Here is a 25,143-nt window from a genome sequence, read left to right on the forward strand (position 1 = left end):
TTAATTATATTTATTTTGGTTTTGCAATTTGATTCTTTTAAACAACCGTTAGTTATTATGTTGTCGTTGCCGCTAGCCATGATTGGTGTGGTAGTAGGGTTGTTATTGCTTGGGTTGCCATTTGGTTTTGCCACTTTTTTAGGCATTGTTAGTTTGGCCGGAATTGTGGTTAACGACGCAATCGTTTTAATTGATAGAATTAATACAAATATTAACAAGCGGCACATGAGGCTCGAGGTGGCAATTGCTGAAGCTGGCCAGGCACGGTTGCAACCGATTTTACTTACTACAATAACTACTATTATCGGTGTAACACCACTGGCGTTCACGGATGAATTTTGGCGCGGGCTATCTGTGGCGGTTGGTTTCGGGATTGCCTTTGCTACTATCTTAACTTTATTTGTTATCCCGATTTGGTATTACTGGCTTGAACGCAAACGGATTCGTAAAGCTCAAGCTGAGCTTAAAAACCGCCAACCAAATATAATAACTTAAAAAAACAGCCGGAATAATCTAGGCTGTTTTAAATTACAGTTAAAAAGTAATAACTGTTTTAATTCTTTTTTGGCTGTAACTAATTGCACCCTTAAAGGCTTCCTCGGCTTGCGTGTAATGATAGCGATGAGTAATTAAACTTTTAAGATCAATTTTTTTATTCTTAACTAAATCAATGGCCGGTTGAAACGCAAAAGCGCAAGTCCATGAGCCGTGAATATTTAATTCTTTTTTTACAATTTTCATTAAATCTAATTTCCCGGGAGATTCAAAGACGCCGAGCAGATACACATGGCCGTCGCGCCGCGTGATATCAATTGCGGTTTGAGCGGTAGCCTCAATCCCGACCGCCTCAAATGTTTCATCGACACCGTCAGGAGCAAAGTGAGAAATAATCTTGGCTACGCTTTGAGTTTTGGGATTGATCGTTTTGTCAATCCATTTTTTCTTTTTGGCGAAGTTAAGGCGATGGTTAAGCGTGTCAATACCCACAACATTAGCGCCGGAAGTTTTTAATACTTGATCTAAGAATAAACCTATCGGACCTTGGCCGATGACGGCGACATTTTTATCCAATTCTGCCGGTTCTTGGCCAACCGCATAAACAGCAATCGATAGCGGTTCAATTAAGGCGGCTTCTTCAAAATTAATTTGGCGGCGAGGGAATTTGTAGACTAAATCGGCAGGAATGGCGAGATACTCAGCCAGTGCGCCGGGCCGATGCAGACCAATTACTTTGGCTTTGGCGCATAAATTTGGTTTGCCAGATTTGCAGTAGTTGCAGCGTTTGCAAGTAACCACATGTTCACCCACTACCGCGTCGCCAATTTTTACATTGGTTACCGACGGGCCTTTGTCAACAACGATGCCGGAGAATTCATGGCCCATGATAAGCGGCGGTTTTACATCCATTTTACCTTTGTAAATATGTAGATCAGTGCCGCAAAGACCAACGGCTTTGATTTTTAGTAACACTTCGTAATTAGAAAGTTTGGGTTTGGGTACTTCCTTAATCTTTATGCCGCCTGGCTTTGTATAAACAATTGCTTTCATAAAGGCATTATAGCAAAAAGAATTCTTTTAAACGAGCTATTTTGCTATAATTGAATTATGGAAAAAGAAGAAGAGCTTAATAGCAGGCAATTAATTTTAAAAAGCTTGAGGTTGATCATTGTCGGTACTTTTATACTGACTAACGGTGTGGCTTTGTTGACCATATTTACGCTAGATCGTCAAAATAGAATAGAAAAATTTGCCAAATCTGAAGAAGGGAAAATTGTGGCTATGTTTAAAGAAGGTGTGAGACAAAAGGAAGCTCCAGACGGTTACCTACTAGTAGACTGTAAGCCGCAAACTAAATCCATAATTAGCTACATCCAAACCAGCGGCAATAATTATCATGATATTGAAATTATCTTCAACGAGCCGTATATGTGCGAATGGATACACAATAGCGATTGCGGTGGTTTTAAAGCGGCCGGCATCGCCAATGCATGTGAGGGTGGCACTATTACAACTAAACGATATACCGGCAGTGCTAAGGTATCAATTCATACCAATAATATAGCGACTGAGACTAATTTGCCATCGCTTGAAAAAACTTGGGATTTTTCAAGTTTACGGGAAGAAATTGTTGCCACCAAATCAAGCGGTCAAATTAAGGTTCCCTTTTTATAAATTATGGCCACGGCTAAACTTATCATTGCTTCCAGCTTGAATTCTGATATGCGCTATGCGGCCAAGGCCAATTTACCTGACCCTTTTATTTATTTAGAAGTTAACGGGCACGGGCATGTGTTTGTGGATTCGCGTGAATACGATTGGTGCCAAGAGCATTGCCCCGAAAGTATTGCCGTTCATTTAACTGACGGCATGTTAAAAAAATTGCCTAAGCAAAGACCGCTTGGCCGTTATCAAGTTCATTTAGCTGGATTAATTTGCCGCCAAAGAAAAATTAAAAATATTTTAATGACGCCTGAGGCTGATTCGGGTGATGTAGAAGTGTTACGCCAAGTTTATAAAATTAAAGTTAAGTTGCAGTATCCTTTATTTCCTAAACGAGAAATTAAGTCACCGAGCGAAGTAAAAGAGATAAAAAAAGTGGCAGAAGGAACGGTCAAAGCTTTTAGCTTTATTAAAAAAGTTTTGCGCGATAGTAAAATTAGTTCTGATAAAAAATTACGTTACAAAGGTAAGCCTTTAACGAGCGAGTGGCTTAAGAAAGAAATCAGCCATATTTTTTTAGATTACAATTTGGATTTACAGCACGGCATGATAATTTCTGGTGGCAGGCAGGCGGCTATTCCGCATCATCCAGGATATGGAGTTTTAAAGGCACATCAAAGTATTGTTTGCGATATTTTTCCGCGCAGTAGCCAAAGTGGTTACTTTTTTGACATGACCAGAACTTTTTGCAAAGGCGAGGCGCCCAAAAAATTAGTTGCCATGCACCAAGCGGTTTTGCGCGGGCAACAATTGGGTTTGGATATGGTTAAGTCTGGAGTGCCGGGATATATAATTCACCAAGCTATTCATACTTATTTTAAAGATTTAGGTTTTGAAACTAAAAATACTGAAGGTTTTACACACGGCACAGGCCATGGCGTGGGTTTAGATATTCACGAAGCCCCCACTATTGGCGAATTAAAAAAATCACTACCATTGGGCAGTGTAGTAACCGTCGAGCCTGGATTGTATTATAAACGTTTTGGCGGAGTCAGAATTGAGGACACAGTGCTCGTAACTAAGTCAGGTCACAAAGAATTTGTTCAATTCCCTAAAAGTTTTTTGGTCAAATAAAAAAACCCTCTTAGAAAGGGTGGCGACTCCACGAGGCGTAGAGTCGTCAGTTGGGGCAAAACTGATTGCCCGCATTTTGTTTTTGTTTGCCCGGCGCGCTTTGTCGCCGGTTACGCCGCGAGTGCGAGAGCAGGTTCCGGGTTGCTGATAAACCAACCAGCGTTGGCTTTCGCGAAGTGCGTCAGCTCGTGGTCCGGTTTAAGCACCAACTCCAGGCTGTTGTCACCGACGGTGTTTACGCCGATAATTTCCGCCCAGAGTATTCCGGGATGGGCGTCGTCTCCTGCCAGGAGAATGAATGGATAGCCACCCCATCCAACAATTTCGACACCCTCGAGCGTCTCTTGTTTGGCGGGGGGACCGCCATCTTGGAGGGAAACTACGAGGGTCACCATACCTTGTTGCTCCTTTCGAGCTGCATGTTTGGCCGCCTATTTATTAATATAGCATAAAAAAAGCAAAAAGTCAAATCACTTTTTACTTTTTGTTAATGCAATTTTAAATTTTTTGTTCCACAACTTTTTGGCGCGGGGTAATTTTTTTTACAATTTGCACTACTAAATAAATAAACGGCGTGTCAATTAATGCAATTATGACTTTAACGATGTATTCACCGGTAATGATGCCGATTAATTCATGGGTTTCAAAAACTCCGTAAAAAGCAATGGTAGTAAAAATAACAATGTCTAGCAGTTGACTAATAACGGTTGAAAAATTATTTCGCAGCCACAAAAATTTATCGCGAGTTACTTTTTTCCAAAAATGAAATGCCCACACGTCGTGATTTTGCGAAATCAAATAAGCGATCATTGAAGCTAACACAATGCGCGGTGCGGGCCCCAAAACTTCGCTAAACTTTTCTGCGTACTCCAAAGAGAAATCGGCCGCGGGCCACTTGATTGCAATAAAGATGGTCAGAACTAAAATCAGGTTTGCAAAAAAGCCAACCCATACTGCTTTTTGAGCGGTTCGTTTGCCCCAAACTTCCGATAATATATCAGTGATAAAAAAAGTAGTTGAAAAGGCAATCACTCCAGCCGATACGGTGAGTGGCCCAAAAGTTACAATTTTTGAAGCGACTATGTTTGCTATCACAATTAAAGTTGCCATCGCAGTAATTGGAAAAACCGCGCCATAACGCTTACCTAACATTGACGCCACACTAGCAACCGTGAGCATGGCAGTAAACCAAATAAGAATTATTGTAATGCCACCCATTAATTTATGTAATAAAAAATGTTTATGAATTTAAAGCCTTTATTTTTAAACCTCGCCAAGCTCGGTAAATAAAATATTTATCGCCCGAGTTAAGCGTGAGCGTAGCCGAAGGGTTATTTTTTCTTCAGCCGGCGGGTTCTTTTCTTGAGTGATTTACCAAGCTTAGTTTTTCGCTTGGCGTGCTTGGTTCTGGCCTTAGCGGCACTATTTTGTCCCATATTTATGAATTTAATTTTTCAAATAAGCTAACGTAGTAATCTAGCCTCTTTTTATGGCTTTGCCATAATGTATTTCATATTCAGCGCGTGTGGCTTCGGTTTTCCCGCGAAGCAGACTTAATTTTCTTCCGATAAATTTTGATTTATGGTTATCATCATATCAAAATATCACCTTTTAATGCAATTTGAGTTTTGATATAATACCATTGCCATACATTTATGGATAGAGCAATTAGTATAAATCAGAATTTTTTAATCGCTATTTATTTAGTTGCCCCAATTTTAGGGGTTATTTTATTGATTGATTATTATTTTTTTGGTGCTTACATTAAAAATTTGCTGCCCAACTCCCCGAATTGGTGGGGTTTATTTATCCTGGTTTTCTTTTTCCCGCACGCGATAGCTAGCGCCTTTAGCTTCGCCGATAAGGAATATTTTACCGCTTATAAAAAGCCATTAGTTTACGGGCTGCCAGTAATCATTGTTGCCGTTTTATTGATACCTTTTTTTATTGGTTGGGAAGTTATCTTTTTAATGAATTTGCTTTTTTCTAGTTATCATTTGTATGGACAGTTGACTGGGGTTACAAAATTATTAATGAGAAATATAGGTTTTTTCTATTTTGCGTGGCGATATTCAGTGTTAGCATTTTTTATGCTTGCGTATGTCGTGCTTTTCGTTCCAGATTTTTTTGGGGTTGATTTTAGAACATACTTAAATCCTTTAATTTATTTTTTTGCGCCAGTGGTTTTAGCTTTCAATATCTTAGCGCTGAAAAACTCTAAAACAAAAAAAGGAGCTATTTATTTATGGGCAAATTTTTTCTTGTTTGTTTTAGCATTGTCTTACTATATTGCAGGATATTACTTTTTTACTTTTTTAGCTTTAGTTTTAGTTCATGACATAACCGCTTTTGCTTTTTATATCGCCCATGATCACAATCGTAACATCGGGGAGATAAAAAATTATTTTTATAAGCTGTTTCATTTTACAAAAATTCCAATTTTTATATTATGTCCTTTGCTTTCTTTTTTGATGGCATACTTGCTCAGAGAGTATTCGGCAATTTATTTGGTTTCCTCGGTCGTATATTTTTTTTGGTTTTTCCATTACTATTCAGAGTTATTTATGTGGAAGTATGGAACAGTACACCGGCAGTATATTAGTTTAAGCTGAACCATTAAATTGTTAACAAAAACTTATGAAAGCTTTACAAAAATTTGGCCCTCTGGCAGCTTTTATGATCCATTTTGATTTTTCAGATCAGAATCAAAGGGCTCATTTTTGAAAAATATTTCCATCGCTGGCGGATTTTTGATGATTATGCTGTATGGGCCTGCCCTGGTGAGTTTGGATTATAAAAAATCTTCTAGTTAATAGTTGATAATTGATTTAAGCTTGAAATTTTTCATCTTAAAACAAAATTTTTTGGCTTGGGCGAAATTTTTGTGGACAAATTGACTGGTTAACCCTTGCCATCTTGGACTTGAGGGTATATAATCATTTTTACCGCTCATTGATTTTGATAAGCCATGAATACGAAAGCTGTCTACTGCGGCAGGATGTCAGGCGCTTGGAATTTTGAGATGCCGATTTGAGAAACCGGCGTTGCCTTGTGGATGAAGTGCTTTGGCGGCATGCTGCTATAGCCTTAAGGCAAGGCCCTTAGGCTTTGTTTGGGCACAGTTTTGCTAAATTGAGAATTTTTTTGGCTTAAAATTTCAGAGCCTGAAGGCAAAAGCTTGACATTTCTCGGGGTACACTTTTCGGTTAATTTGAGCGGTCCCAAATTTAAGAGTATAATTGATAGGCGGGCTATTTAAAATCAAGAATAAGGAAAAACTCGTAATCCTTATTTTTTATTCTCTCTAAAAATAAATAATTAAGCGAGCTACAAAGATATGCCGATAACAAAAATTAAAAAACGTAATGGCACGATCGTCGATTTTGACCGGTCGCGTATTGAAAGCGCTATCGCTAAAGCCTTTAATGCGGCTAGTGTCAAAGTTGAAGACTGGGTTATTCCCTCAATCACTGAAGATGTAATTTCAGTTCTAGAAATTTATTTCAAAGAACGCACCGCAAGCGTAGAAGACACCCAAGACATTGTTGAAAAGATGTTAATTCAACGCGATTACTTTGACGTGGCTCGTTCTTACATTGTTTATCGAGAAGAACACAAAAAAATACGTCAACAAGAAGAAGCTGAGCTGTTGGAACGAGTGGCTAAAAGCGATTTAAGCGTCACAAAGCGTAATGGAGAGGTGGTGCCGTTCAACATTAAAGAAATCGAAGATTTTGTGGCGGCTTGCGCGAAAGGTTTAGACGCAAAAATTGATATTCACAAAATTGTTGATGAAGTTAAAACCAGTTTGTATGACGGAATTAAAACTTCGGAAATTAATCAGGCGTTGGCGATGGTGGTACGGGCAAAAATTGAAAAAGATCCAATTTATTCATTTTTGGCCGCGCGCATTTTATTTAACGATGTTTACCGCAGCGTTTTAGGCGTGTATGAAGTAGATAAAAGTTTTAATGAGCGTTACCATAATCAGTTTGCCGCCCAATTAAAAAAATCGGTCGATGCCGGCCGGCTTGATCCGCGCATATTAACTTACGACTTGGATAAAATTTCCAAATTATTAAAACCAGAACGCGATCATCTTTTCCATTATCTTGGCGCCGAAACATTACATGGCCGTTATTTCCTGCGCGACAATAAACAAGCGCTTTTAGAAACCCCACAATATTTTTGGATGCGTATCGCTATGGGCTTAGCTTTGAACGAAAAAGATAAAGATAAGTGGGCGGCTAAATTTTACGAAATGTTATCCACCTTGCGTTATGTCGCGTCAACTCCAACCCTGTTTCATTCAGGCACTACGTACGCACAGATGAGTTCATGTTACTTAACCACGGTAGAAGATGATTTAACGCATATTTTTAAATCCATTGCCGATAACGCTGAGCTTTCAAAATGGTCTGGGGGATTGGGTAACGATTGGACTAACATCCGTGGCACTGGCTCGCTTATCAAAAGCACTAATGTTCATTCTCAGGGTGTGATTCCGTTTTTAAATATAGCCGATGCTACCACTGCCGCAATTAACCGCAGCGGGAAAAGGCGAGGGGCTACTTGCGTATACTTAGAAACTTGGCATTATGACATTGAAGACTTCTTAGAGCTTCGTAAAAATACTGGAGATGAACGCCGTCGCACTCATGATACCAATACCGCTAACTGGATTCCGGATTTATTTATGAAACGTATGTTAAATAATGAAGATTGGACCTTATTTTCTCCGGACGAAACACCTGATTTACACCATATTTATGGCAAAGAGTTTGAAGCGCGCTACAGTGAATACGAAAAAATGGCCGATGAAGGTAAAATTGCCTTATTTAAGCGAATTCCAGCCCAAGATCTTTGGAAAAAGATGATTACCATGCTTTTTTCGACCGGCCATCCGTGGATGACGTGGAAAGACGCGTGTAATGTGCGTTCACCGCAAGACCATGTTGGCGTGGTCCATAGTTCAAATTTGTGTACCGAGATTACTTTAAACACTTCAGCTGACGAAACAGCAGTGTGCAATTTAGGTTCAGTTAATTTAGCCCGACATGTTACTGATAGAGGCTTGGATAAAGACAAAGTGGAAGAAACCGTAACTATAGCCATGCGCATGTTGGATAATGTGGTGGACTTAAATTACTATCCAACCAAAGAAGCACGTAATGCTAACATGCGCCACCGCCCAGTTGGGCTTGGCATAATGGGTTTGCAAAATGCTTTTTATATTATGGGCATTAATTTTGATAGTGATGAAGCGGTTCGATTCTCTGACGAAACCCAAGAATTTATTTCCTACTACGCGATTTTGTCTTCGTCTAAGTTGGCCAAAGAAAAAGGCGCTTACAGTACTTTTAAAGGATCAAAATGGGATAGAGGCATTTTCCCGATTGATAGCTTAGCGTTGCTAGAGACCGAACGCGGTGAAGCGACTGGTATTTCACTTGACGGCAAGTTAGATTGGCAACCAGTGCGCAAACACGTTAAAGAACATGGCATGCGAAATTCTAACACTATGGCAATTGCCCCAACGGCGACAATTGCCAATATTTCCGGATGTTTCCCCACGATTGAACCGATTTATAAAAATATTTACGTTAAATCCAACCAAAGCGGGGAGTTTACGGTTGTTAATGAATACTTGATTAATGATTTGAAAAAGTTGAATTTATGGAATGATGACATGTTGGAGCAGTTAAAATATAATGACGGCAACTTAGAAGACATCCCCGGTATTCCGCAAGAATTGAAAGATAAGTATAAAGAAGTTTTTCAAATCAATTCACATTGGATTATCCAACACGCTGCTCATCGAGCTAAGTGGATTGACCAAAGCCAGTCAGTGAATTTGTTCACGCGCACAACTTCAGGCCGAGAAATTTCAGAGATATATATTGAAGCTTGGCGGCGGGGCTTAAAGACAACTTACTATTTGCGCACCCTAGCGGCTTCGCAGGTAGAGAAATCAACGTCTAAGGCCGAAGTCGGTGTTACCCATTTGCGTAAAAAAGCGGAGAAGAAAGTGGCGCAACCGGTAACGGCGCAAGCGATTAGCGCAGACAATCAAGTTCAAGGTTCGGTTGCCTCAAGTGCGGCAGTTGCGCCAGATCCATTACCGGCATCTAATCCATCGCCGGTTGAAATTAACTCTTCGGCAGCAAGCAGCCCCGATGCGCCAACCTCTTCATCTAGCCAGCCTAAAGCCGAGCCAAAGCTTTGTAAAATTGAAGATCCGGATTGCGAAGCTTGCCAGTAGTAACTAATAACAGTTAACAATTAACTTGTAACAACAGAAATGCCAATTAAAAGAACGTCTGAAAAAGTTGATATCAATAAACGCCGCGTCATTAACGGTGCCGACGCCGATGTAATTCAACTATTCCCGATGAAACATACCTGGGCTTGGGACGCTTATAACGCCGGCAATGCTAATCATTGGTTGCCAACTGAAATTAATATGCAAAAAGATGTGGAGCAGTGGCGTTCTAATTCGGTTTTATCTGACGACGAGCGTGAAGCTTTGGAAGTTGTGCTTGGATTTTTTGCGACTGCTGATTCGTTAGCGGCAAATAATGTTGTGTTAGCAACCTACAAACATATTACCTCGCCCGAGTGCCGCATGTATTTATTGCGCCAAGGTTACGAGGAAGCTATTCACACGCACGCGTACCAATACATGGTTGAATCATTAGCGCTAGATGAAAGCCGGATTTTTAACATGTATCGCGAAATTGATTCAATTTATAACAAAGATGAATTTGTTTTAAGTTTTAATGAGGGTATTTTTAATCCGAATTTTAAAACCGGAACCTTTGAGAATGACCAGAAGTTTTTGGAAAACATGGTGGTGTTTGCGTTGATTATGGAAGGCATTTTCTTTTACAGTTCGTTTGCCGTTATGTTTGGTTTTCAACGGCAAGGTAAGCTGGTTGGCTGTGCCGAACAAATTCAATATATTATGCGCGACGAATCACAGCACTTGAATTTCGGCATTAACATTATCAATGCCATTAAAGAAGAGCAGCCGGAATTGTGGACGCCGGAATTTCAAGCGCACGCGATTGACTTAATAAAGCAAGGCGTGGAACTAGAATGTGAGTTTGCCTCAAGTGTTTTTCCAAAAGGTATTTTTGGCATGAACGCGGAAAGTTTTAGAAAGTACATTCAATTTATAGCTGATCGCCGTTTACAACGCATTGGCTTAGCGCCCCAATATAATAATGAAAATCCGTTTCCTTGGATGAGTGAAGCGATTGATATTTCTAAAGAAAAGAATTTCTTTGAGACGCGCGTGATTGAATACCAAACTGGTGGCTCCCTGGAGTGGGACTAACGATATAAATTTTCGCATTAAAGCGGGAATTAAAACAAAAATACAGTAAGGACAGGCTTGAAGCCTGTCCTTACCTTTTGGGATAATTAGTTGACTAAGTTAACATTTTTTGTAAAAGTGTCTAAGCACCCAATAGCCACAACTGTTAGGAGGCCAAATTATGAGGAGTGCAAAGGTGGTAATTACTGAGCCAAGGAAGTGTGTGGTGCAACCGCGCCACATCGACACTTCCAGAGGTTATCTGTTGCTAGGTCATGACCCCATGGCCAATGAGGCGGCTGCGGCCTTGGTCGGACTTGCCCAGTCCAACGGCGGGTGGGACCCGGTTTCACTCGAGCAGGTCGACCAGTACTGCCGTGAGCAGGGGCTGGCCATCAAGTCGGCGACGGTCAAGTCGCTGATGACCGATGCGCGGGTGAAATGGAATGGCACCGTAGGTAGTATCGAGACAACGGGCGCCACGGTGGTCGACCCGGAGGGGCGGCTTCACTTCACGATGAGCTTTGTGCTTGATGCCGTTCGGGCTGCTCCGAGCGCAGAGCTTTACGAAGCGGCTGCGTAACCACTATCCCGCATGTTCAAACCCAACCTCACCCAAGGCCAAGTGCCGACGGTGCGGTTAAAATTTATAAATACTTAAGAGCAGCTTTGATAGTATTCGCGTTATAGTTTAAAAGTTCAATATACGAATCTCTGCCCGGTACACCACCGATTGGATCAAGCACAGAGTACGATAAATTGAGATCATCTAAAAACGGCTTAATAGTATCAATTGGCAGTTGCGGCTCAGAAAAAACTACCGATATGTTATATTGGTTTATTTGTTGAGTTAAGTTTTGCAAATACTGTGGAGTTGGTTCTCGTCCAGGTGATGGCTCAACCGCGGCGATAATTTCAAGGCCGTAGGCTTGGGCAAAATAATTCCACGAGTCGTGAAAGACTAAAAGTTTATTTCTCTTAAGTTCTGATAATTGATTTTTGACTTGTTTGTGCGTGTTGTTTAGTTTTTCGGTTAAGATAGCTAAGTTTGTTTGATAAGTGTTAGCTTGGCTTGGGTCAAGAGCACTTAATTCTTGAGTGATAGTTTGAGCCATAATTATTGCGTTACGGGCATCAAGCCAGTAATGAGGATCTTGGCCTTTATGATCTTGATTATTTTCATCTTCTTCGTCTTCATGCTCTAAACCAGCTTTAACATCAATATTTTTATCTAAAGCGACAATTTTGGCGGTGTCGACACTGCGGGCGATACTATCAGCCCAATCGTCTAAGCCCAACCCTACCTTAAAGAAAATCTTTGTGTTTTGCAGTGCCCGTATTTGACTTGGCGTGGGTTCGTATGTGTGCGGCGAAGCTCCGGGCGGTAAAATTAAAATTACTTCCAGGTCATCCCCCCCGATTTGTTGGGCTATATCAAAAATCGGGAAAATAGTTGTCGCAATTTTTAATTGTCCAGTCGGAGCCGGCTGGTTTGGCAAAGTAATAAAATAATAACCTCCGGCGACGAGGAGGATAAACGCAATTACAATAATGCTAAAATTACGTCGTTTCATCAATTGACTCTTGTTCTTTTTTAATAATTTGCTCTTCTTTTTTGACGGCTTTTTGGGTCACTTTTCTTTGGCGATGTAAATTCATTAATGAAAATACGACTAGACTTGAAAACACTACGCCAATAACATTGATGATGTACAATAATAATGATTGACGTAAAACTTCCCAATTAACCCAAGCTATACCAATGCCATTGACGGCCAGCGGCGGAATTAACGCTACTGATATGGCCACACCGGCAAATCTTTCATTCAACTCCGGCTTAATGAGTGAAAATGAAGCCGCGAGACCAGCCACAATCGCGATAAGCAGATATTCCAATGTCGGATGGGTGCGGGCGATAATTTCAACCGTTGGTTTGTAGTTAGGGGTAAACAACAAAGTTACAATAGCGGCAATAACTACTGCTATGGCTGAGGCTTTAATGATGGTATAAATAGATCTTAAAATTAATTTTGGATCGGTAATAACTATGCCGAGCGACAAACTTAGTAGTGGATATAGTAGCGGGGCAATTAGCATACTGCCAATAATTATGGCCCCACTATTAATTAACAGTCCAAAAGTTGCCATTACAATCGACAGTGACATCATTAAAAAAAAGTCCTGCCGCGGTGAGCTATTGGCAATTAGACTTTGGATTGCTTTTTCTTTGTCAGCATCAGACAGATGCATAAAAAGCGGTAAGGCCATAGTTTAATTGTACGAAAAATTGCCAGCATTGACAACTGGACAGCTGGAATGAAAAAGTTAGTAAGTTCCCCTAAAGAGGCGGCGAGGATTAGGGGCGGGGTAGTGAACGAGAAAATAAACTATAAGTCCTTTGTGGGTTTTAGCCTAGCGCCTTACCCAACCCGCTTTCTTGGGTAGATTAATTGTCTAAAATTAATTTAGCAACGCCAAGGGCAGTGCCATTATGGGTGATTTGCCTAACCACTGGAATTTTTGAAATACGTGATTGAATTTTTATTAAGTCTGGGTATTGGGTAATACCGCCATCAACAATAATTTGTTTAGGTTTAAGCGGTAAATTTTGAACAAAAAAATTTACGTCTGTGGCGATTTCAGTAATTATTTTATTTAATTGAATTGGCCGGTTTAAAGCTTTGCTGACTTTGGATGCTGATGATTCAATTTTTCCCTCAACCGCGTAAAGCGGTTTTTTACCGCTTGGCAAAAGCGTTGTAAAAAAAGGTTGGTGAAGCTGAAACGTACGGCCAATGCTTTGGTTGATAAAAGTTCCCGTACCATAAGTAATTTTAGTTAGGCCTCGTTTAACGCCAGTGGCGTAGGCACTTGATTGTTGATCTCCAATGACGGCTTTAACAGGCAAACTAAAGCCTAGAATTGATTTTTTTAAAGTGCCGAAATTTGATTTAGATGGTTTAATTTTGGGTAAAATGGTTTTAGGTACTTCAAAAATATCAAGCAGAGATTTGTCCCATTTTAATGTCCTTATGTTAAACAAAAGGGTGCGGCACGCGTTTGTGTAGTCAGTCACATGATTTTGTTCTTGCGTAAAGTTCCATAAAATCCAAGAGTCAACCGTGCCAAAGCCTAAGCGTTTTTGGGCTAGTAATTTTTTGGCCGCCGGAATATTTTCTAAAATCCAACTAATTTTAGTGGCCGAAAAATATGGGTCAATTACTAGCCCGGTTTTGTGTAAAATTGTTTGTTGGTACTTTTTTAAACTGGCACAATGTTTAGCCGTGCGTTTATCTTCCCACACAATGGCTGGGTAAACGGCTTTCCTTGTGACGGTGTCCCACAAAATAGTAGTTTCACGTTGGTTGGTTAAGCCGAAGCCGCCGAATTCATTTGGTTGAAGTTGGCTTTTTTTGACCGCTTGCCTTAATGTGTTTTGTGATATGCGCAATAAGTCCGGCGGATTTTGTTCAACCCAATGTGATTTAAACTCTCTTTTAGGCAATGGATTACTAGCGATTGCAATTTCGTTTAAATCGTTGTCAAAAACAATGGCTTTAATGCCGGTTGTGCCAACATCTAGTACCAAAACGTGTTTACCGCTACTTTTCTGAGTTGATTTTTTCATATATTTATTTTACCGTAAGGTTATCTTTATGTCTAAACCGCAATTTATTTTATTGAGCTTTTTAGTAGTTTTGTCCGGATGCAGTTTAATCTTTTCAAGCAATACGTCCCCGGTCAACGAATCGCCAACAAATCAATCAATTGATATATCAACAAAAAATGTTGACCCGGTTCAAAAAATTGAGCCTGATTGGCAAAAGGTTAATTCTAATTCAATTCCACAAGCGGCATCGGCTTTTAGCTTGAGTTTAAGTATTCCTAAAAATTGGGCAGTAGAATCCGTGCCGGCCATAGAAGCAATTAATTTCTATGACCCACAGGCACCAGGAGAAAATAACTTAGATAAATCTCAAAATATTTTTACGTTATTTTCGCGCTAGTCAATTTTTGACCCTTTCAACGGTTACCATTTTTGAGCGTACTGAAACAGAAATTAACGGCCGGCCGGCGGTTGTGTACGATATTGAGAAAAAACCGGGCGTGGTAAATTTCCCGCATCAACCGAAGTGGCGCAATGAAAGGCATAACGTTACTGATATTCGTTCAACCGACAGCAACCCAACGATTTTTTATGTATTTGGTCAACGCCCGAAACTAGATCAAGTGATGATTGATAAAATTTTAGGCAGCGTTGAATTTTTTGACGAGCAAAATTCATCGATCATTGCTCCAATCAATGAATTTAGTGAGCGGATTACTAAAAAACCGTTTGGCATTTACGTCACGCCAGAAAACTCACCAGTTAAGACAGAACGATTTAGAGGTTTTCATACGGCCGTGGATGTAGAGTATGGCGACGTGGCTGAGGACGTAGCCGTTTTTGCTGTGGCTGATGGCCAGGTGATGCGTTCAGGTTATGTGGGCGGGTATGGGGGGATGATTGCAATTAGCCATACTATAAATGGGCAAGAGTATGTTGCAATTTACGGCCACCTAGCCCCACAATCACTTGTCGCGAATGGCACGCAAGTTAAGCAAGGCCAACAAATTGGAATTTTGGGTAAAGGAGGTACAGCAGAAACCGACGGCGAGCGCAAACATTTGCATTTTGGTTTGCATATAGGCAGTGATGTTAATGTCAAAGGCTATGTGCAAACAAAAGCTGAATTGTCAGGCTGGGCAGACCCGCAAACAATTATCGTCCAATAAACTATAAATTTTTTAAGTGATTGCATGTTAGCTCGCTTAACGAGTTAAGTATGAGATCAGGGGTGATGTTTTCAAATCGTTTATCGGTGATTGCTATTTGATCAGGTACTAAAATACATTTCATGCCGGCTCGATTGGCCGATAAGGCACCGTTGGGTGAATCTTCAACTGCAATGCAATCTTTTGGCGAGCATTGAAGTTTTTTGGCGGCGCTTAAATAGGTGCCGGGGTGAGGTTTGCCGTATGGTTCAGTGTCGGCAGAATAGGCAACGGCAATGTATTGTTTAATATTGAGCTTTTGCAAAACCGCATCAACGAGTGTTGCCGATGACCCGGAGGCAACGCCAAGGGTGAAGTTGTTTTTGAGTAATAATTCAATTGCGGAATAGACACCATTGCAGGCAGTTCCGTCCGCTTTCACAAGTTCAATCATGCGATTAGTCATTTTTTCTTTTGTTTTTTGGACGTCAAAATTTTCCCACTGATATTTATTGTGCCAATATTGAATTGCTTCTTCTAACTTAAAACCGATGGTGTCGTGCATATCTTCGTTTTCAACCGGCACGCTAAATTTTTTATAGACATCATAAGTTACTTCATGCCAAAACGACTCACTGTCTATAAGAACTCCATTCATATCAAAAATAACCGCTTGTTTCATATTAAATTCCTTCCGCCCGCAGCACGGTTTTAACTGAAATAAGTAAAATTTTAATGTCGTATAAAATAATTTTCCAGCCGGGATTATTTTTAATAAATTCAGCGTATTCCATATCTAATTCGTTTTGGTCACCGTGAACTTCTAGGCCTTTGTGCGATTGGAAAAATCCGGTGATGCCGGCTTTTAAAATATATTTGGCGTGCTGACCTTCTTTAAATAGGCGTTCCGAGTTTTCTTGGTTAGTTGGCCTTGGGCCAACTAAGCTCATATCACCCTTTAAGACATTTATAATTTGCGGCAATTCGTCAAAATAAATTTGCTTTAAAATTTTGCCGACAAAAGTTAAGTTGGATTTATTTTTTTCCAAATTTTTTGTGTGTATAATCCCATTAACTTGGTGTTGACTCAAACCTTGTTTAGTGAAGATATTAAATTTATAAAATGTAAAAAGTCGGCCTTGTGAAATTCTGGTTTCTTTGTATAAAAAAGCCCGCCTGGCTTGATTAGAAACTAAAGCTTCAAGCGCCATGGCTAGAAGTATTACTACAATTAAAGGTGACAATAATAACAAAATAAACAAGCTAGTAATGATATCAAACACTCTTTTTGTCGGCGGGTTAGGAATTTTTTCAATGTCTGGCATACGATGGATACCAGCATAAACAAAAATTTAGCCGTGGTCAAGCCTGCCTATTCAACTTTAGGACGGTATTGAAGCGCCTCAGCGATATGCTCTGGTTTAATTTTTAGCTCATAAGATAAATCGGCGATAGTGCGGGCAAGTTTTACTACCCGAAAGTAGGCTCGAACCGACAGATGAAACTTAGTCACTGCTTGTTTCATCAGATTTTGACAGGCTTCATCTAAATAGCAGAAAATTTCCATTTGGCGGCTGGGAATTTCAGAGTTTGTTAAAATCGGCAATTTTTCAAATCTTTGGCCCTGCAACTCTCGTGCCCTAACGACGCGTTTTTTAATCTCAGCTGAACTTTCCGCAACCTTGGATGTTGTAATTTCTGAAAATGAAATTTTTGGAACCGTGACATGTAAATCAATTCTATCAAGCAGAGGCCCAGAAATTCTTTTTTGGTACTTCAAAATTTGATTAGCTGAGCAGACACAGTGTTGGGTCGGATCATTAACAAAACCGCATGGGCATGGATTCATGGCGGCGAGTAAAATAAACTTAGCCGGAAAAATAATTGATCCAGCTATGCGCGACACCGTGACAGTACCCTCTTCTAGCGGCTGGCGTAAATTTTCCAAAATTGATCTGGGAAATTCAGGCAGTTCGTCTAAAAATAAAACCCCTCGATGCGCCAAAGAAATATCTCCAGGTTTAGGCCAGGTGCCGCCGCCGATTAACGACGGTCCGGAGGCGGTATGGTGCGGGTTGCGAAACGGTCGTTTAGAAATTAAAGGAGAATCTTTGGGCAGTTCGCCAATTAAACTATAAATTCTAGTTACCGCTAATTGTTCGTTTAGATTCATTGGGGGCAAAATTGACGCAAACGCTTTGGCGAGCATAGTTTTGCCAGTGCCTGGAGGACCAACCATTAAAATATTGTGATTGCCAGCGGCGGCTATTTCTAGGGCGCGTTTAACGTGAAATTGACCTTTGATGTACGCCATATCCTCTCCACTTTCTGCGCGCGTAACATTATCTGGTTTAATTTTTGGCGCCGCTTGAATTGGTTCATTATCTAACAAGTGTTGCACTAATGCCTTTAAGTTTTTTATGGGGTATATGTTTAAGCCCTTTATTAAGGTTGCTTCAGCCGCGTTTTTAGCCGGGACAAAGATTTCGGTAAAGCCATGCTTTTTTGCAAACACAGCGATTGAGAGCATTCCATTTACGGGCCGTACTTTTCCGTCCAAAGCGAGTTCACCGATAAATAAAGATTGTGACAGATCTTTATTTATCTTAAGTTGTCGTGAAGCCATGACCGTGCCAAGGGCAATTGGCAAATCATAGTAGGTGCCTTGTTTTTTTAAATCGGCCGGTGCCAAGTTAACCGTGATTTTTGTACGGGGAATTGGCAGGTCTGAATTTTTTATGGCTAAACGCACCCGCTCCTTTGATTCGTCGACCGCTTTGTCAGGCAAGCCGACGATGCTTGTGCCGGGAAGAGCGGCTGAAGTATCAACTTCAACTTCTACCAATTTGCCTTCCAATCCCAGCAAAGCCACAGAATAGATTTTGAAACTCATATTTATAACAATAATAAAACAGCGCTTTTTTGCGCCGTCTTTTGAGATCCTTCGCAACACTCAGGATAACAGGGTCATCTTATACTATTTTGCGCTTTTTTTCAACTATTTGAATGTATGCTATGGCAATTAGCGCCCCAATTAAATCTGCCACTAAATCTAATGAAGTGTTGTTGTATCCTCCAACGCCGGTTTCTGGCACAATTACCACCGCGATGAATTCTATGATTTCATTCAATGCTCCGACCCCGAGCCCGGCCATCACCACTACAATTGATAAAGCGGTCCATTTGGTTAAGTTTGATCGTAGCAGTGGTTTTAATAAATAGTACATAGCTAACGTGGCGGCTCCAAAACCGACAACATGAACAAATTGATCAAACCGAAAAATGCCGTATTCTTCTGAAATTGGGATTAAAATTATTTTGTAAAGTAAGGTGCCGCCTGGATAAAAAGCGCCGCCAGACATGTGCATCAAACCCCAGGCCGTTAAAGCCCAAAGTACGGCGTTGGGGAAAGCTATTTTTTTGTTAGCCGCTAAAATAACAAATAAAATTATTATGATAACCCCGATGTACATTAGAAATTCATAGTTGCCGCGGGAGCCGTAAAGCACGGCAAAAAAACCCAACATGATAACGTTGAAAATTAAGATTGGCAGTTGTCCAGGTTTTAAAAGCTTCATAATTTTTTGGTTTTAAATAATTGTAACAAAATTATGCCAATGCCAAATGTAATCATGATATCGGCTAAGTTAAAAATGGTAAAGTAGGAAATAAAGATGTAATCGATAACATGGCCATATTGAATTCGGTCGATGAGATTAGAAATTGCACCTACCACAACCATAGAAATTAAAATTAGATGACGATTTACACCTTGTTTAAAATTTTGAATTAGCCAACTGACCAATATTAGTATAATAATAATAACTAAAGCCACAGTAATGCCGCTCGGCAGGGGCAAGCTAAACGCAATGCCTTGGTTAGTAGTTTTTTGAAAAGTAATGAAACTAAAAAAATCCCAATGTGCCCCGGGATTTTGTAAAAAGTAATTTTTAAAAGCCCTGTCAATCACCCCGGCGAGCAAAGTAAGAACCAAACCGGCATGGTAAGCTTTAGAAATTTTCATTTTTCACCTTTGAATTGCTTTTTACAGTTAACACAAGACGAAGAAGTTGGTCTAGCTTTTAATCTCCGTTCGTCAATTTGTTGACCGCAAAAATGACAGACCCCGTATTCTCCTTTATCAATTTTATCCAGTGCCTTTTTGACGTCAGCTAAAGTTTTTTCTAAATTTTGCTCCAATGATAAAGCATCTGAATAGTCGGCCACTTCGGCGGCGTTTTCGTCTTCCTTATCACCGTACTCGTTCCAGTTGGCGTTGTAATTACCTTTGATATTCTCGTCTTTGGTGGTAAAGCCTTTCAACATTTCTTCGAGCCTGGTTTTTTCAGCCTCTAAGCTGCCCTTAATTTGTTCTAATGTTTTTGAATCCATAGGTTTATTTTGACTAAAATAGTATAGCTAAAACAGAAAAGCAGGTCAATCCCTTTGATTTTCAGAAAAATAAAAAACAAAAGAGGGGCTACTAAGCCCCAAAGATAATAAATTAGTGGCTGTGCCCCTCTGGTTGATCAACTTCTGAAAGGGACACCCGTGAAAGGACACATGATATACCTAAACTCAGAAAATGACCATAGATGCTAGTATTCGCTCTAGCTACCGGCACCCATCAGACGGTGATGGACTCTTTATGGCCACACCTAGTGGTATTTTTGGTTTTTATTTTATGCGCTTTTGGCGAACTTCAAAAGCTAAACAAAAACTGATAGGTACGGAGCTTTAGGCTAAATTTAAGGAATTTATCCCAAAGCCCCAAAACCGATTCTAAAGTGCTTCTTTTATTATACCAGTAAAAATTGTGAAAGTCAATCATGCCGCTATTTACTTTAGGAATTAATGTTAATTTAGCGAAATTTTTTAACTTGCATAGCTTGAAGCAGGCACTTTATCGCTCGCACAATGTTTTAACAACTTATCCACATCTAATTAATTTTTGTGAAAGCAGCCGGTAATAAAAGGTCCTTGGTCAAAGTATATAGATATGGTTTTAGCGTCAAAGTAGTTTAGTAACTTAGGGGCAGGCAAGAACACTAAAAATGATGATTGTTCGCTTGGGCAATAAAGATTTTCATTTGGCGGTGCGTAGATTTGTTGTTTTAAAAGTTCTTGGCTGTTAGAAATCAAAGTTTCATTGTTAACCCGGGCATGATTAATCGTAAGGTTGGCTTCTGGCACCGGCAGGCTATATAAAGTGACACCGTTTAAAGTATTAGCCGTGAAGCTAAACCGGTCGGGATTAAAAATTAGCTCATCAACTTCAGTACCGTCTGGTAAAACTCGGCTTTTAACTTCAGGAAACTCGCGGGCGATAATATGGCGAATGATCGCGTTTAAATTTTGCTCTTGGCTTTTGGATAATTTTGTTTTATAAACAAAGGCCAGGGAGCTTGTGGTATGCGGTTTAGCCATAATCAAGTCTGACTTTTGATTAATTAACGGGATTACATCAGCCGAAAAATTAAAAGCGTATTTTTGCTGCCAGCGGTTGATGATTTGTTCATAGGCTTTGGCAATGGCTGGATTTTGCCGCCCTAAGTTTTGAAATAGACTGGCTAGGTTAATGTCGTTTAAGGCGACAAAAATGTTGTTGGGTAGCTGTTCAAACAAAGCTAAGGGCGCAGCGCTGATAAAATCCAAATCTGATTTACCGGATTGCATAAAGGCAGTGTATTCAAACCGGTTGTCACCGCGATTAAGATAAAAAGTGAGAGACTTTACTTCGTAAAGGTTGGCCAAATAATTGATAAAGGAAATTGACTCAAATGGTTGCCCGGCTAGCGGCTGATCGGTGTTAATATAGATAAGTACAAATGGGTTAAGATAGCGATTAGGTATGGCATTGGCTAATGATGCTTCGGGCGTAATTTGCATTAGTGGCTTAAGCACTGATGCGTTTGGAGATAGGGCTAAAATATTTTTATCAAGAGTTATCGCGTTTAAATTTTCACTTTGAGCCGCGGCGGCAAGCTGATGATTTTTTGTGCTTAAAATTATGATTGGTGCAATATCATTATTTTGCCGTATCCAGGCTAGTGCGGCTTGGTCATTGATTGAGTCCCAGATAGTTTCTACGAGCTCTGGACTTATGGCAAACCAGCGGCTAAGGCTTGTTTGTAAAGCCGGGAAATTAAAGGCTTCTTTAGTCGCTGCCGGATTAAAGCTAGATTCTTTTAGATTAATAAATACGATGCTATTAGCCGGTAAGTATTTTGATAAGTCCGTTGGCCCAAAGCGTTTTTGAATAATTGGCCAAACCAAAACGAGCCCGATACCGATAGCGATTAGTATAACAAGGCTCGTTATTTTTTGGGGCGTGAGAAGCGTGGGTTTTAGCAAGGGGTCGTGCATGGGCCCATGCGCGTTATTAGCGTTTAAATGGTCGCTTATGAGAGCGATTATTAAAGCGCTTATCTTTTCTGTCTCGGTTGGGGCGATCAGTTTCTTTGTAGCCTTCAGGTTTTGGCAGTAAGGCTTTCATGGATAGATTAATTCTTCCTTGTTCATCAATTTTGATGCATTGGACTTTAACCGTATCTCCCACCTTGAGCACGCTGCCGGGCGTGTCAACATGGTGCCACGCCATTTCTGACACATGGACTAAGCCTTCTTTGCCCGGAAGCACTTCTACAAATGCTCCAAAATCCATTAACCTAGTTACTTTCCCATCGTCGAAAACGTCACCAACTTCCACTTTGCGAGTAATTGCCCTAATCCAATCCAATGCTTTTTGCATGCCGTCTGGGTCAACCGAAGTGACCGTGACCGTGCCGTCTTGCTCAATATTAATATCCACGCCGGTTGCGTCAATAATTTCATTTATGACTTTTCCGCCCGGGCCAATAACATCGCGGATTTGATCTTGGTCAATATGAATAGTTTCAATTCGCGGAGCGTAAATAGAGAGCGATTGCCGTACTTCAGGAATGGCTTTTTGCATAACATCCAAAATTTCCATCCGGGCTTTTTTGGCTTGGACAAAAGTTTCGTTAATCATGGCCATGGTTAAGCCTTTGTTTTTTAAGTCTAGTTGAATAGCGGTAACGCCGTCAGCGGTGCCGGTAATCTTAAAATCCATACCACCGTCGCCGTCTTCAACATCTTGTAAGTCAGTAAGAATTTTGTAATTATCTTGATCGTCGGTCGCAATGCCCATTGCAATACCAGCCACCGGCTTAGTAATCGGCACACCCGCGTCCATTAGGGCCAAGGTCGAGCCGCAAGTTGAAGCCATTGAAGAAGAGCCGTTAGAGCCTAAAGTTTCAGACACCACTCTAATAGTGTAAGGAAATTCAGACTCAGGCGGCAGGACAGCTTCCAAAGCGCGTTCGGCTAAAGCACCGTGTCCAATCTCACGGCGAGAAGTGAAGCGCATGGGTTTGGCTTCGCCAACCGAAAAGGGCGGGAAGTTATAATGGTGCATGTAGCGTTTTGAGCCGGATTCTTCCATGCCGTCTAATTGTTGTTTATCGCCTGGTGAACCAAGCGTGACAATTGACAGCACTTGGGTTTCGCCGCGGTTAAACAAACCGGATCCATGCGTGCGCGGCAGCAATGCAACTTGTGCTCCCAACGGGCGAATTTCGTCTAACGCCCGCCCGTCAACTCGTTTGCCTTCTTTTAAGATCATTTCTGAAGCCAAACCGCCCAACATCCACTTAAGTTGACTAGTAATATTTTTAACTTCAGCCGGATCAATTTCTTGAGCCACTAGATATTCAGCTAATTTGTCTTTCAGAATGGCAATTAGTTCTTTATTGCCTGGACCGCCTTGTTTCGTGGTTGATGAGTACAGTACTTTTTTAGCTTCTGACTTAATCCAGCCATCGACTAATTTATTTAAATTAACTTTGGCCTCGCCCGTTTCCGCTGGTGAAAATCGGCTGGCCTCAAGCTTAGTTTCTCCAATTTCCGACTGAATTTTATTAATTAATTTTACTAAGGGCTGATTAGTTTTTATTGCTAACTCAATTGCTTCAGCCACTTTTTCTTCCGGAATTTCTTTAGCGCCAGCTTCTAACATAATGACTCGTTCAGCTTTAGAAGCGACGTAAACATCAAGCGTAGAATCATCAATTTGTGTTGTTTTTGGGTTAATGATGAGTTGTTCATCTAAAATTCCAATGCGAGTACCGGCAATTGGGCCATCCCAAGGAATGGGGGAAGCTGATAAAATCGCAGAAGCGCCGATCATGGCGGCAATGTCCGGATCATTTTCACCGTCGTAAGAGAGCACCGTAAAAATTACTTGGACTTCGTTTTTAATGTAGTCAGGGAAAAGTGGGCGGATGGCACGGTCAACTAAACGGGCTGACAATACGGCTTCATCGGTGGGTTTGCCTTCGCGCTTAATCCAGCGCGAACCTTTGATTTTTCCGGCCGCATACAGGCGCTCTTCGTATTCAACGGATAACGGGAAAAAATCAATGCCTTCCCGCGCGGTTTCAGATATTACCACAGTAGCTAGCACCATAGTGTCGCCGTAGCGCACGGTACAAGAGGCGGTGGCTTGTTTTGCCATCACCCCAAATTCTAAAACTAATGGCACCTCGTTAATAGAGGTTTCATATTTTTTAACTTCCATACAAAAGTTCCTTTCTTAGGTGATTGACAGGCGCCTGAACTCTTAATTTGCGCGCAAGCAAAAAGCTCAGATGGTCTGCCAACCACTTTAATATTAATTATTTAATTATCAATTAACGACGTCGCGCCGTACCTGAATGAATCAAGTATTTGGAAGTGTTACCGCCTAAATCGGTGTAGTCGTCAGCCGCTTCAATTAATTTACTGGATGACGTTTTACCAAAAGCGATAACTTCAACTTGGCAGCCTTTGTTTTCTTGTAAATATTTTACCAAGGGCACATAGTCACCATCACCGGAGATTAAAATAATAGAATCTAACCGGTCAGCTAATTTAATTGTGTCAACGGCAATGCCGACATCCCAATCAGCCTTTTTTGAGCCGCCGATAAAGACTTGCAGGTCTTTGCTTTTGACTTCAAAGCCTTGTTTGTCTAAGGCTTCAAAAAAGCTGCGTTCTTCTTGGGATTCAGATTTAATGACGTAGGCAATGGCGCGGATTAATTTTCGGCCGGCCACCGCGCTTTTTAACACTTCTTTAAAATTAACGCGTCGTTTATATAAATTTTTGGCTGAGTGGTACATGTTAGCCGCGTCTAAAAAGACGCCCACTCGCTGTTCTTTGTGCTTAACCATATCTTTGATTTAATAAAAAAATCCTGGTGCGCAGGATTTTATTCGTCCGCAGTCTCTTTTTCCTCTTTGCTTGTCTTTTCTTCTAAAGCAGCGGCCGCGTCGCGTTCCTTGCCGATTTCTGATAATTCTTCGGTTTGTGGACGGGCAATTTTAATCTTTAATTTTTTGACAATGTCTTCCCATGCCGTTTCATCTTCGCGGAACAAGTAGTTAAGCAAACTACGCCGTTCCCCGACCTTGCGAATTAAACCCCGGCGAGAAGAAAAGTCTTTTTTATGCTGCTTTAAATGCTTAGTCAAATAGTCGATTTCAGCTGTTAAAATTGCAATTTGGACTTGCGGTGAACCCGTGTCTGTTGTATGGGTTCGGTATTTTTTAATGATCTTTTCTTTCTGATCTTTTGTCAGCATGTGTTTGTCCTTAACGTGTATCCAAGGTTGGTAATATCGCCAATCCGAGACACCGTCTTAGTTAATTAAGTGTTTGAGAGTCTATCATATTATTTAAAAATTGTCAATTCCAATTTATTCGGGTATACCACAG

The 25,143-nt window shown here is 40.7% G+C and carries 25 protein-coding genes; 9 read left to right on the plus strand and 16 right to left on the minus strand.

Annotated features, from left to right (window positions below):
* Window positions 1–495, plus strand: a 495-nt coding sequence (locus COT81_04855; protein ID PIS04720.1) for an AcrB/AcrD/AcrF family protein, incomplete at its 5' end; no start/stop codon positions are given.
* Window positions 496–534: 39 nt separating this feature from the next.
* On the opposite strand, the gene COT81_04860 is transcribed toward COT81_04855, so the two are convergent.
* Complete coding sequence (locus COT81_04860) at window positions 535–1,548, minus strand: hypothetical protein (GenBank protein ID PIS04721.1); 1,014 nt, start codon at window positions 1,546–1,548, stop codon at window positions 535–537.
* Window positions 1,549–1,605: 57 nt separating this feature from the next.
* Here COT81_04860 and COT81_04865 point away from each other — a divergent pair, with 57 nt between their 5' ends.
* Together COT81_04865 and COT81_04870 are read left to right on the plus strand one after the other, a co-directional pair.
* Entirely contained in the window at window positions 1,606–2,172 is a 567-nt protein-coding gene (locus tag COT81_04865; GenBank protein ID PIS04722.1) for a hypothetical protein, read from the plus strand.
* Between the two features lie 3 nt (window positions 2,173–2,175).
* The gene (locus COT81_04870; GenBank protein ID PIS04723.1) at window positions 2,176–3,294 is read left to right on the plus strand and encodes a hypothetical protein; all 1,119 of its coding nucleotides are present in this window, start codon (window positions 2,176–2,178) and stop codon (window positions 3,292–3,294) included.
* Window positions 3,295–3,404: 110 nt separating this feature from the next.
* Here COT81_04870 and COT81_04875 read toward each other — a convergent pair whose 3' ends face one another.
* A complete protein-coding gene (locus COT81_04875) occupies window positions 3,405–3,689 on the minus strand; it encodes a hypothetical protein (protein PIS04724.1) in 285 nt (94 codons plus the stop codon).
* Window positions 3,690–3,792: 103 nt separating this feature from the next.
* Window positions 3,793–4,446 carry a transporter gene (locus tag COT81_04880; GenBank protein PIS04743.1) on the minus strand — a complete coding sequence of 218 codons (654 nt, stop codon included), beginning with the start codon at window positions 4,444–4,446 and terminating at the stop codon, window positions 3,793–3,795.
* A 503-nt stretch (window positions 4,447–4,949) separates the two neighbouring features.
* Here COT81_04880 and COT81_04885 point away from each other — a divergent pair.
* The 4 genes from COT81_04885 to COT81_04900 all read left to right on the plus strand — a co-directional run bounded on the left by COT81_04885 (window position 4,950) and on the right by COT81_04900 (window position 11,195).
* Window positions 4,950–5,906, plus strand: a complete 957-nt coding sequence (locus tag COT81_04885) for a hypothetical protein (GenBank protein PIS04725.1) — start codon at window positions 4,950–4,952, stop codon at window positions 5,904–5,906.
* Window positions 5,907–6,631: 725 nt separating this feature from the next.
* Complete coding sequence (locus COT81_04890) at window positions 6,632–9,556, plus strand: ribonucleoside-diphosphate reductase subunit alpha (protein PIS04726.1); 2,925 nt, start codon at window positions 6,632–6,634, stop codon at window positions 9,554–9,556.
* Between the two features lie 39 nt (window positions 9,557–9,595).
* Window positions 9,596–10,633, plus strand: coding sequence for a ribonucleotide-diphosphate reductase subunit beta (locus COT81_04895; GenBank protein ID PIS04727.1), 1,038 nt, complete (start codon window positions 9,596–9,598; stop codon window positions 10,631–10,633).
* Window positions 10,634–10,793: 160 nt separating this feature from the next.
* Entirely contained in the window at window positions 10,794–11,195 is a 402-nt protein-coding gene (locus tag COT81_04900; GenBank protein ID PIS04728.1) for a hypothetical protein, read from the plus strand.
* Window positions 11,196–11,259: 64 nt separating this feature from the next.
* Here the strand turns inward: COT81_04900 and COT81_04905 are convergent, their stop codons facing one another.
* From COT81_04905 to COT81_04915, 3 genes are all read right to left on the minus strand, one after another.
* On the minus strand, window positions 11,260–12,186 hold the full coding sequence (locus tag COT81_04905) for a hypothetical protein (protein ID PIS04729.1): 927 nt from the start codon (window positions 12,184–12,186) through the stop codon (window positions 11,260–11,262).
* Window positions 12,173–12,880: a TIGR00341 family protein gene (locus COT81_04910; GenBank protein ID PIS04730.1), complete on the minus strand. Its 708-nt coding sequence runs from the start codon at window positions 12,878–12,880 to the stop codon at window positions 12,173–12,175. Before COT81_04910 ends, COT81_04905 begins: the two co-directional genes overlap by 14 nt.
* Before the next feature lie 178 nt (window positions 12,881–13,058).
* Window positions 13,059–14,240 carry a hypothetical protein gene (locus COT81_04915; GenBank protein PIS04731.1) on the minus strand — a complete coding sequence of 394 codons (1,182 nt, stop codon included), beginning with the start codon at window positions 14,238–14,240 and terminating at the stop codon, window positions 13,059–13,061.
* 28 nt (window positions 14,241–14,268) lie between these two features.
* Between COT81_04915 and COT81_04920 the strand changes: the two genes are divergently transcribed.
* Both COT81_04920 and COT81_04925 read left to right on the plus strand, forming a co-directional pair.
* Window positions 14,269–14,619, plus strand: a complete 351-nt coding sequence (locus tag COT81_04920) for a hypothetical protein (GenBank protein PIS04732.1) — start codon at window positions 14,269–14,271, stop codon at window positions 14,617–14,619.
* Window positions 14,620–14,626: 7 nt separating this feature from the next.
* Window positions 14,627–15,388 carry a hypothetical protein gene (locus COT81_04925; protein ID PIS04733.1) on the plus strand — a complete coding sequence of 254 codons (762 nt, stop codon included), beginning with the start codon at window positions 14,627–14,629 and terminating at the stop codon, window positions 15,386–15,388.
* A gap of 1 nt (window position 15,389) precedes the next feature.
* Here the strand turns inward: COT81_04925 and COT81_04930 are convergent, their stop codons facing one another.
* From COT81_04930 to COT81_04975, 10 genes are all read right to left on the minus strand, one after another.
* Window positions 15,390–16,049 carry a 2-deoxyglucose-6-phosphatase gene (locus tag COT81_04930; GenBank protein PIS04734.1) on the minus strand — a complete coding sequence of 220 codons (660 nt, stop codon included), beginning with the start codon at window positions 16,047–16,049 and terminating at the stop codon, window positions 15,390–15,392.
* A 1-nt stretch (window position 16,050) separates the two neighbouring features.
* On the minus strand, window positions 16,051–16,692 hold the full coding sequence (locus COT81_04935) for a hypothetical protein (GenBank protein PIS04735.1): 642 nt from the start codon (window positions 16,690–16,692) through the stop codon (window positions 16,051–16,053).
* Window positions 16,693–16,739: 47 nt separating this feature from the next.
* The gene (locus tag COT81_04940; GenBank protein ID PIS04744.1) at window positions 16,740–18,260 is read right to left on the minus strand and encodes a magnesium chelatase; all 1,521 of its coding nucleotides are present in this window, start codon (window positions 18,258–18,260) and stop codon (window positions 16,740–16,742) included.
* Window positions 18,261–18,339: 79 nt separating this feature from the next.
* Window positions 18,340–18,945 (minus strand): hypothetical protein, encoded by a 606-nt coding sequence (locus COT81_04945; GenBank protein ID PIS04736.1) that lies wholly within the window; start codon window positions 18,943–18,945, stop codon window positions 18,340–18,342.
* Window positions 18,942–19,391 carry a hypothetical protein gene (locus COT81_04950; GenBank protein PIS04737.1) on the minus strand — a complete coding sequence of 150 codons (450 nt, stop codon included), beginning with the start codon at window positions 19,389–19,391 and terminating at the stop codon, window positions 18,942–18,944. Before COT81_04950 ends, COT81_04945 begins: the two co-directional genes overlap by 4 nt.
* Window positions 19,388–19,759 (minus strand): hypothetical protein, encoded by a 372-nt coding sequence (locus COT81_04955; GenBank protein ID PIS04738.1) that lies wholly within the window; start codon window positions 19,757–19,759, stop codon window positions 19,388–19,390. The genes COT81_04950 and COT81_04955 overlap by 4 nt, the downstream gene beginning before the upstream one ends.
* A 552-nt stretch (window positions 19,760–20,311) precedes the next feature.
* Window positions 20,312–21,733 carry a hypothetical protein gene (locus tag COT81_04960; GenBank protein PIS04739.1) on the minus strand — a complete coding sequence of 474 codons (1,422 nt, stop codon included), beginning with the start codon at window positions 21,731–21,733 and terminating at the stop codon, window positions 20,312–20,314.
* Between the two features lie 16 nt (window positions 21,734–21,749).
* Window positions 21,750–23,966, minus strand: coding sequence for a polyribonucleotide nucleotidyltransferase (gene pnp, locus COT81_04965; GenBank protein PIS04740.1), 2,217 nt, complete (start codon window positions 23,964–23,966; stop codon window positions 21,750–21,752).
* Between the two features lie 112 nt (window positions 23,967–24,078).
* Complete coding sequence (locus COT81_04970) at window positions 24,079–24,600, minus strand: hypothetical protein (protein ID PIS04741.1); 522 nt, start codon at window positions 24,598–24,600, stop codon at window positions 24,079–24,081.
* A gap of 38 nt (window positions 24,601–24,638) precedes the next feature.
* Window positions 24,639–25,010 (minus strand): 30S ribosomal protein S15, encoded by a 372-nt coding sequence (locus tag COT81_04975; protein PIS04742.1) that lies wholly within the window; start codon window positions 25,008–25,010, stop codon window positions 24,639–24,641.
* Between the last annotated feature and the right edge of the window lie 133 nt (window positions 25,011–25,143).

Source organism: Candidatus Buchananbacteria bacterium CG10_big_fil_rev_8_21_14_0_10_42_9, assembly GCA_002773845.1.
Lineage (GTDB): Bacteria > Patescibacteriota > Patescibacteriia > Buchananbacterales > 21-14-0-10-42-9 > 21-14-0-10-42-9.

Excerpts from the sequence above, each read along its gene's own strand:
- COT81_04860 (PIS04721.1), bottom strand. The coding sequence starts at position 1,548 with ATGAAAGCAATTGTTTATACAAAGCCAGGCGGCATAAAGATTAAGGAA.
- COT81_04865 (PIS04722.1), top strand. The coding sequence starts at position 1,606 with ATGGAAAAAGAAGAAGAGCTTAATAGCAGGCAATTAATTTTAAAAAGC.
- COT81_04870 (PIS04723.1), top strand. The coding sequence starts at position 2,176 with ATGGCCACGGCTAAACTTATCATTGCTTCCAGCTTGAATTCTGATATG.
- COT81_04875 (PIS04724.1), bottom strand. The coding sequence starts at position 3,689 with ATGGTGACCCTCGTAGTTTCCCTCCAAGATGGCGGTCCCCCCGCCAAA.
- COT81_04880 (PIS04743.1), bottom strand. The coding sequence starts at position 4,446 with ATGTTAGGTAAGCGTTATGGCGCGGTTTTTCCAATTACTGCGATGGCA.
- COT81_04885 (PIS04725.1), top strand. The coding sequence starts at position 4,950 with ATGGATAGAGCAATTAGTATAAATCAGAATTTTTTAATCGCTATTTAT.
- COT81_04890 (PIS04726.1), top strand. The coding sequence starts at position 6,632 with ATGCCGATAACAAAAATTAAAAAACGTAATGGCACGATCGTCGATTTT.
- COT81_04895 (PIS04727.1), top strand. The coding sequence starts at position 9,596 with ATGCCAATTAAAAGAACGTCTGAAAAAGTTGATATCAATAAACGCCGC.
- COT81_04900 (PIS04728.1), top strand. The coding sequence starts at position 10,794 with ATGAGGAGTGCAAAGGTGGTAATTACTGAGCCAAGGAAGTGTGTGGTG.
- COT81_04905 (PIS04729.1), bottom strand. The coding sequence starts at position 12,186 with ATGAAACGACGTAATTTTAGCATTATTGTAATTGCGTTTATCCTCCTC.
- COT81_04910 (PIS04730.1), bottom strand. The coding sequence starts at position 12,880 with ATGGCCTTACCGCTTTTTATGCATCTGTCTGATGCTGACAAAGAAAAA.
- COT81_04915 (PIS04731.1), bottom strand. The coding sequence starts at position 14,240 with ATGAAAAAATCAACTCAGAAAAGTAGCGGTAAACACGTTTTGGTACTA.
- COT81_04920 (PIS04732.1), top strand. The coding sequence starts at position 14,269 with ATGTCTAAACCGCAATTTATTTTATTGAGCTTTTTAGTAGTTTTGTCC.
- COT81_04930 (PIS04734.1), bottom strand. The coding sequence starts at position 16,049 with ATGAAACAAGCGGTTATTTTTGATATGAATGGAGTTCTTATAGACAGT.
- COT81_04935 (PIS04735.1), bottom strand. The coding sequence starts at position 16,692 with ATGCCAGACATTGAAAAAATTCCTAACCCGCCGACAAAAAGAGTGTTT.
- COT81_04940 (PIS04744.1), bottom strand. The coding sequence starts at position 18,260 with ATGAGTTTCAAAATCTATTCTGTGGCTTTGCTGGGATTGGAAGGCAAA.
- COT81_04945 (PIS04736.1), bottom strand. The coding sequence starts at position 18,945 with ATGAAGCTTTTAAAACCTGGACAACTGCCAATCTTAATTTTCAACGTT.
- COT81_04950 (PIS04737.1), bottom strand. The coding sequence starts at position 19,391 with ATGAAAATTTCTAAAGCTTACCATGCCGGTTTGGTTCTTACTTTGCTC.
- COT81_04955 (PIS04738.1), bottom strand. The coding sequence starts at position 19,759 with ATGGATTCAAAAACATTAGAACAAATTAAGGGCAGCTTAGAGGCTGAA.
- COT81_04960 (PIS04739.1), bottom strand. The coding sequence starts at position 21,733 with ATGCACGACCCCTTGCTAAAACCCACGCTTCTCACGCCCCAAAAAATA.
- pnp (PIS04740.1), bottom strand. The coding sequence starts at position 23,966 with ATGGAAGTTAAAAAATATGAAACCTCTATTAACGAGGTGCCATTAGTT.
- COT81_04970 (PIS04741.1), bottom strand. The coding sequence starts at position 24,600 with ATGGTTAAGCACAAAGAACAGCGAGTGGGCGTCTTTTTAGACGCGGCT.
- COT81_04975 (PIS04742.1), bottom strand. The coding sequence starts at position 25,010 with ATGCTGACAAAAGATCAGAAAGAAAAGATCATTAAAAAATACCGAACC.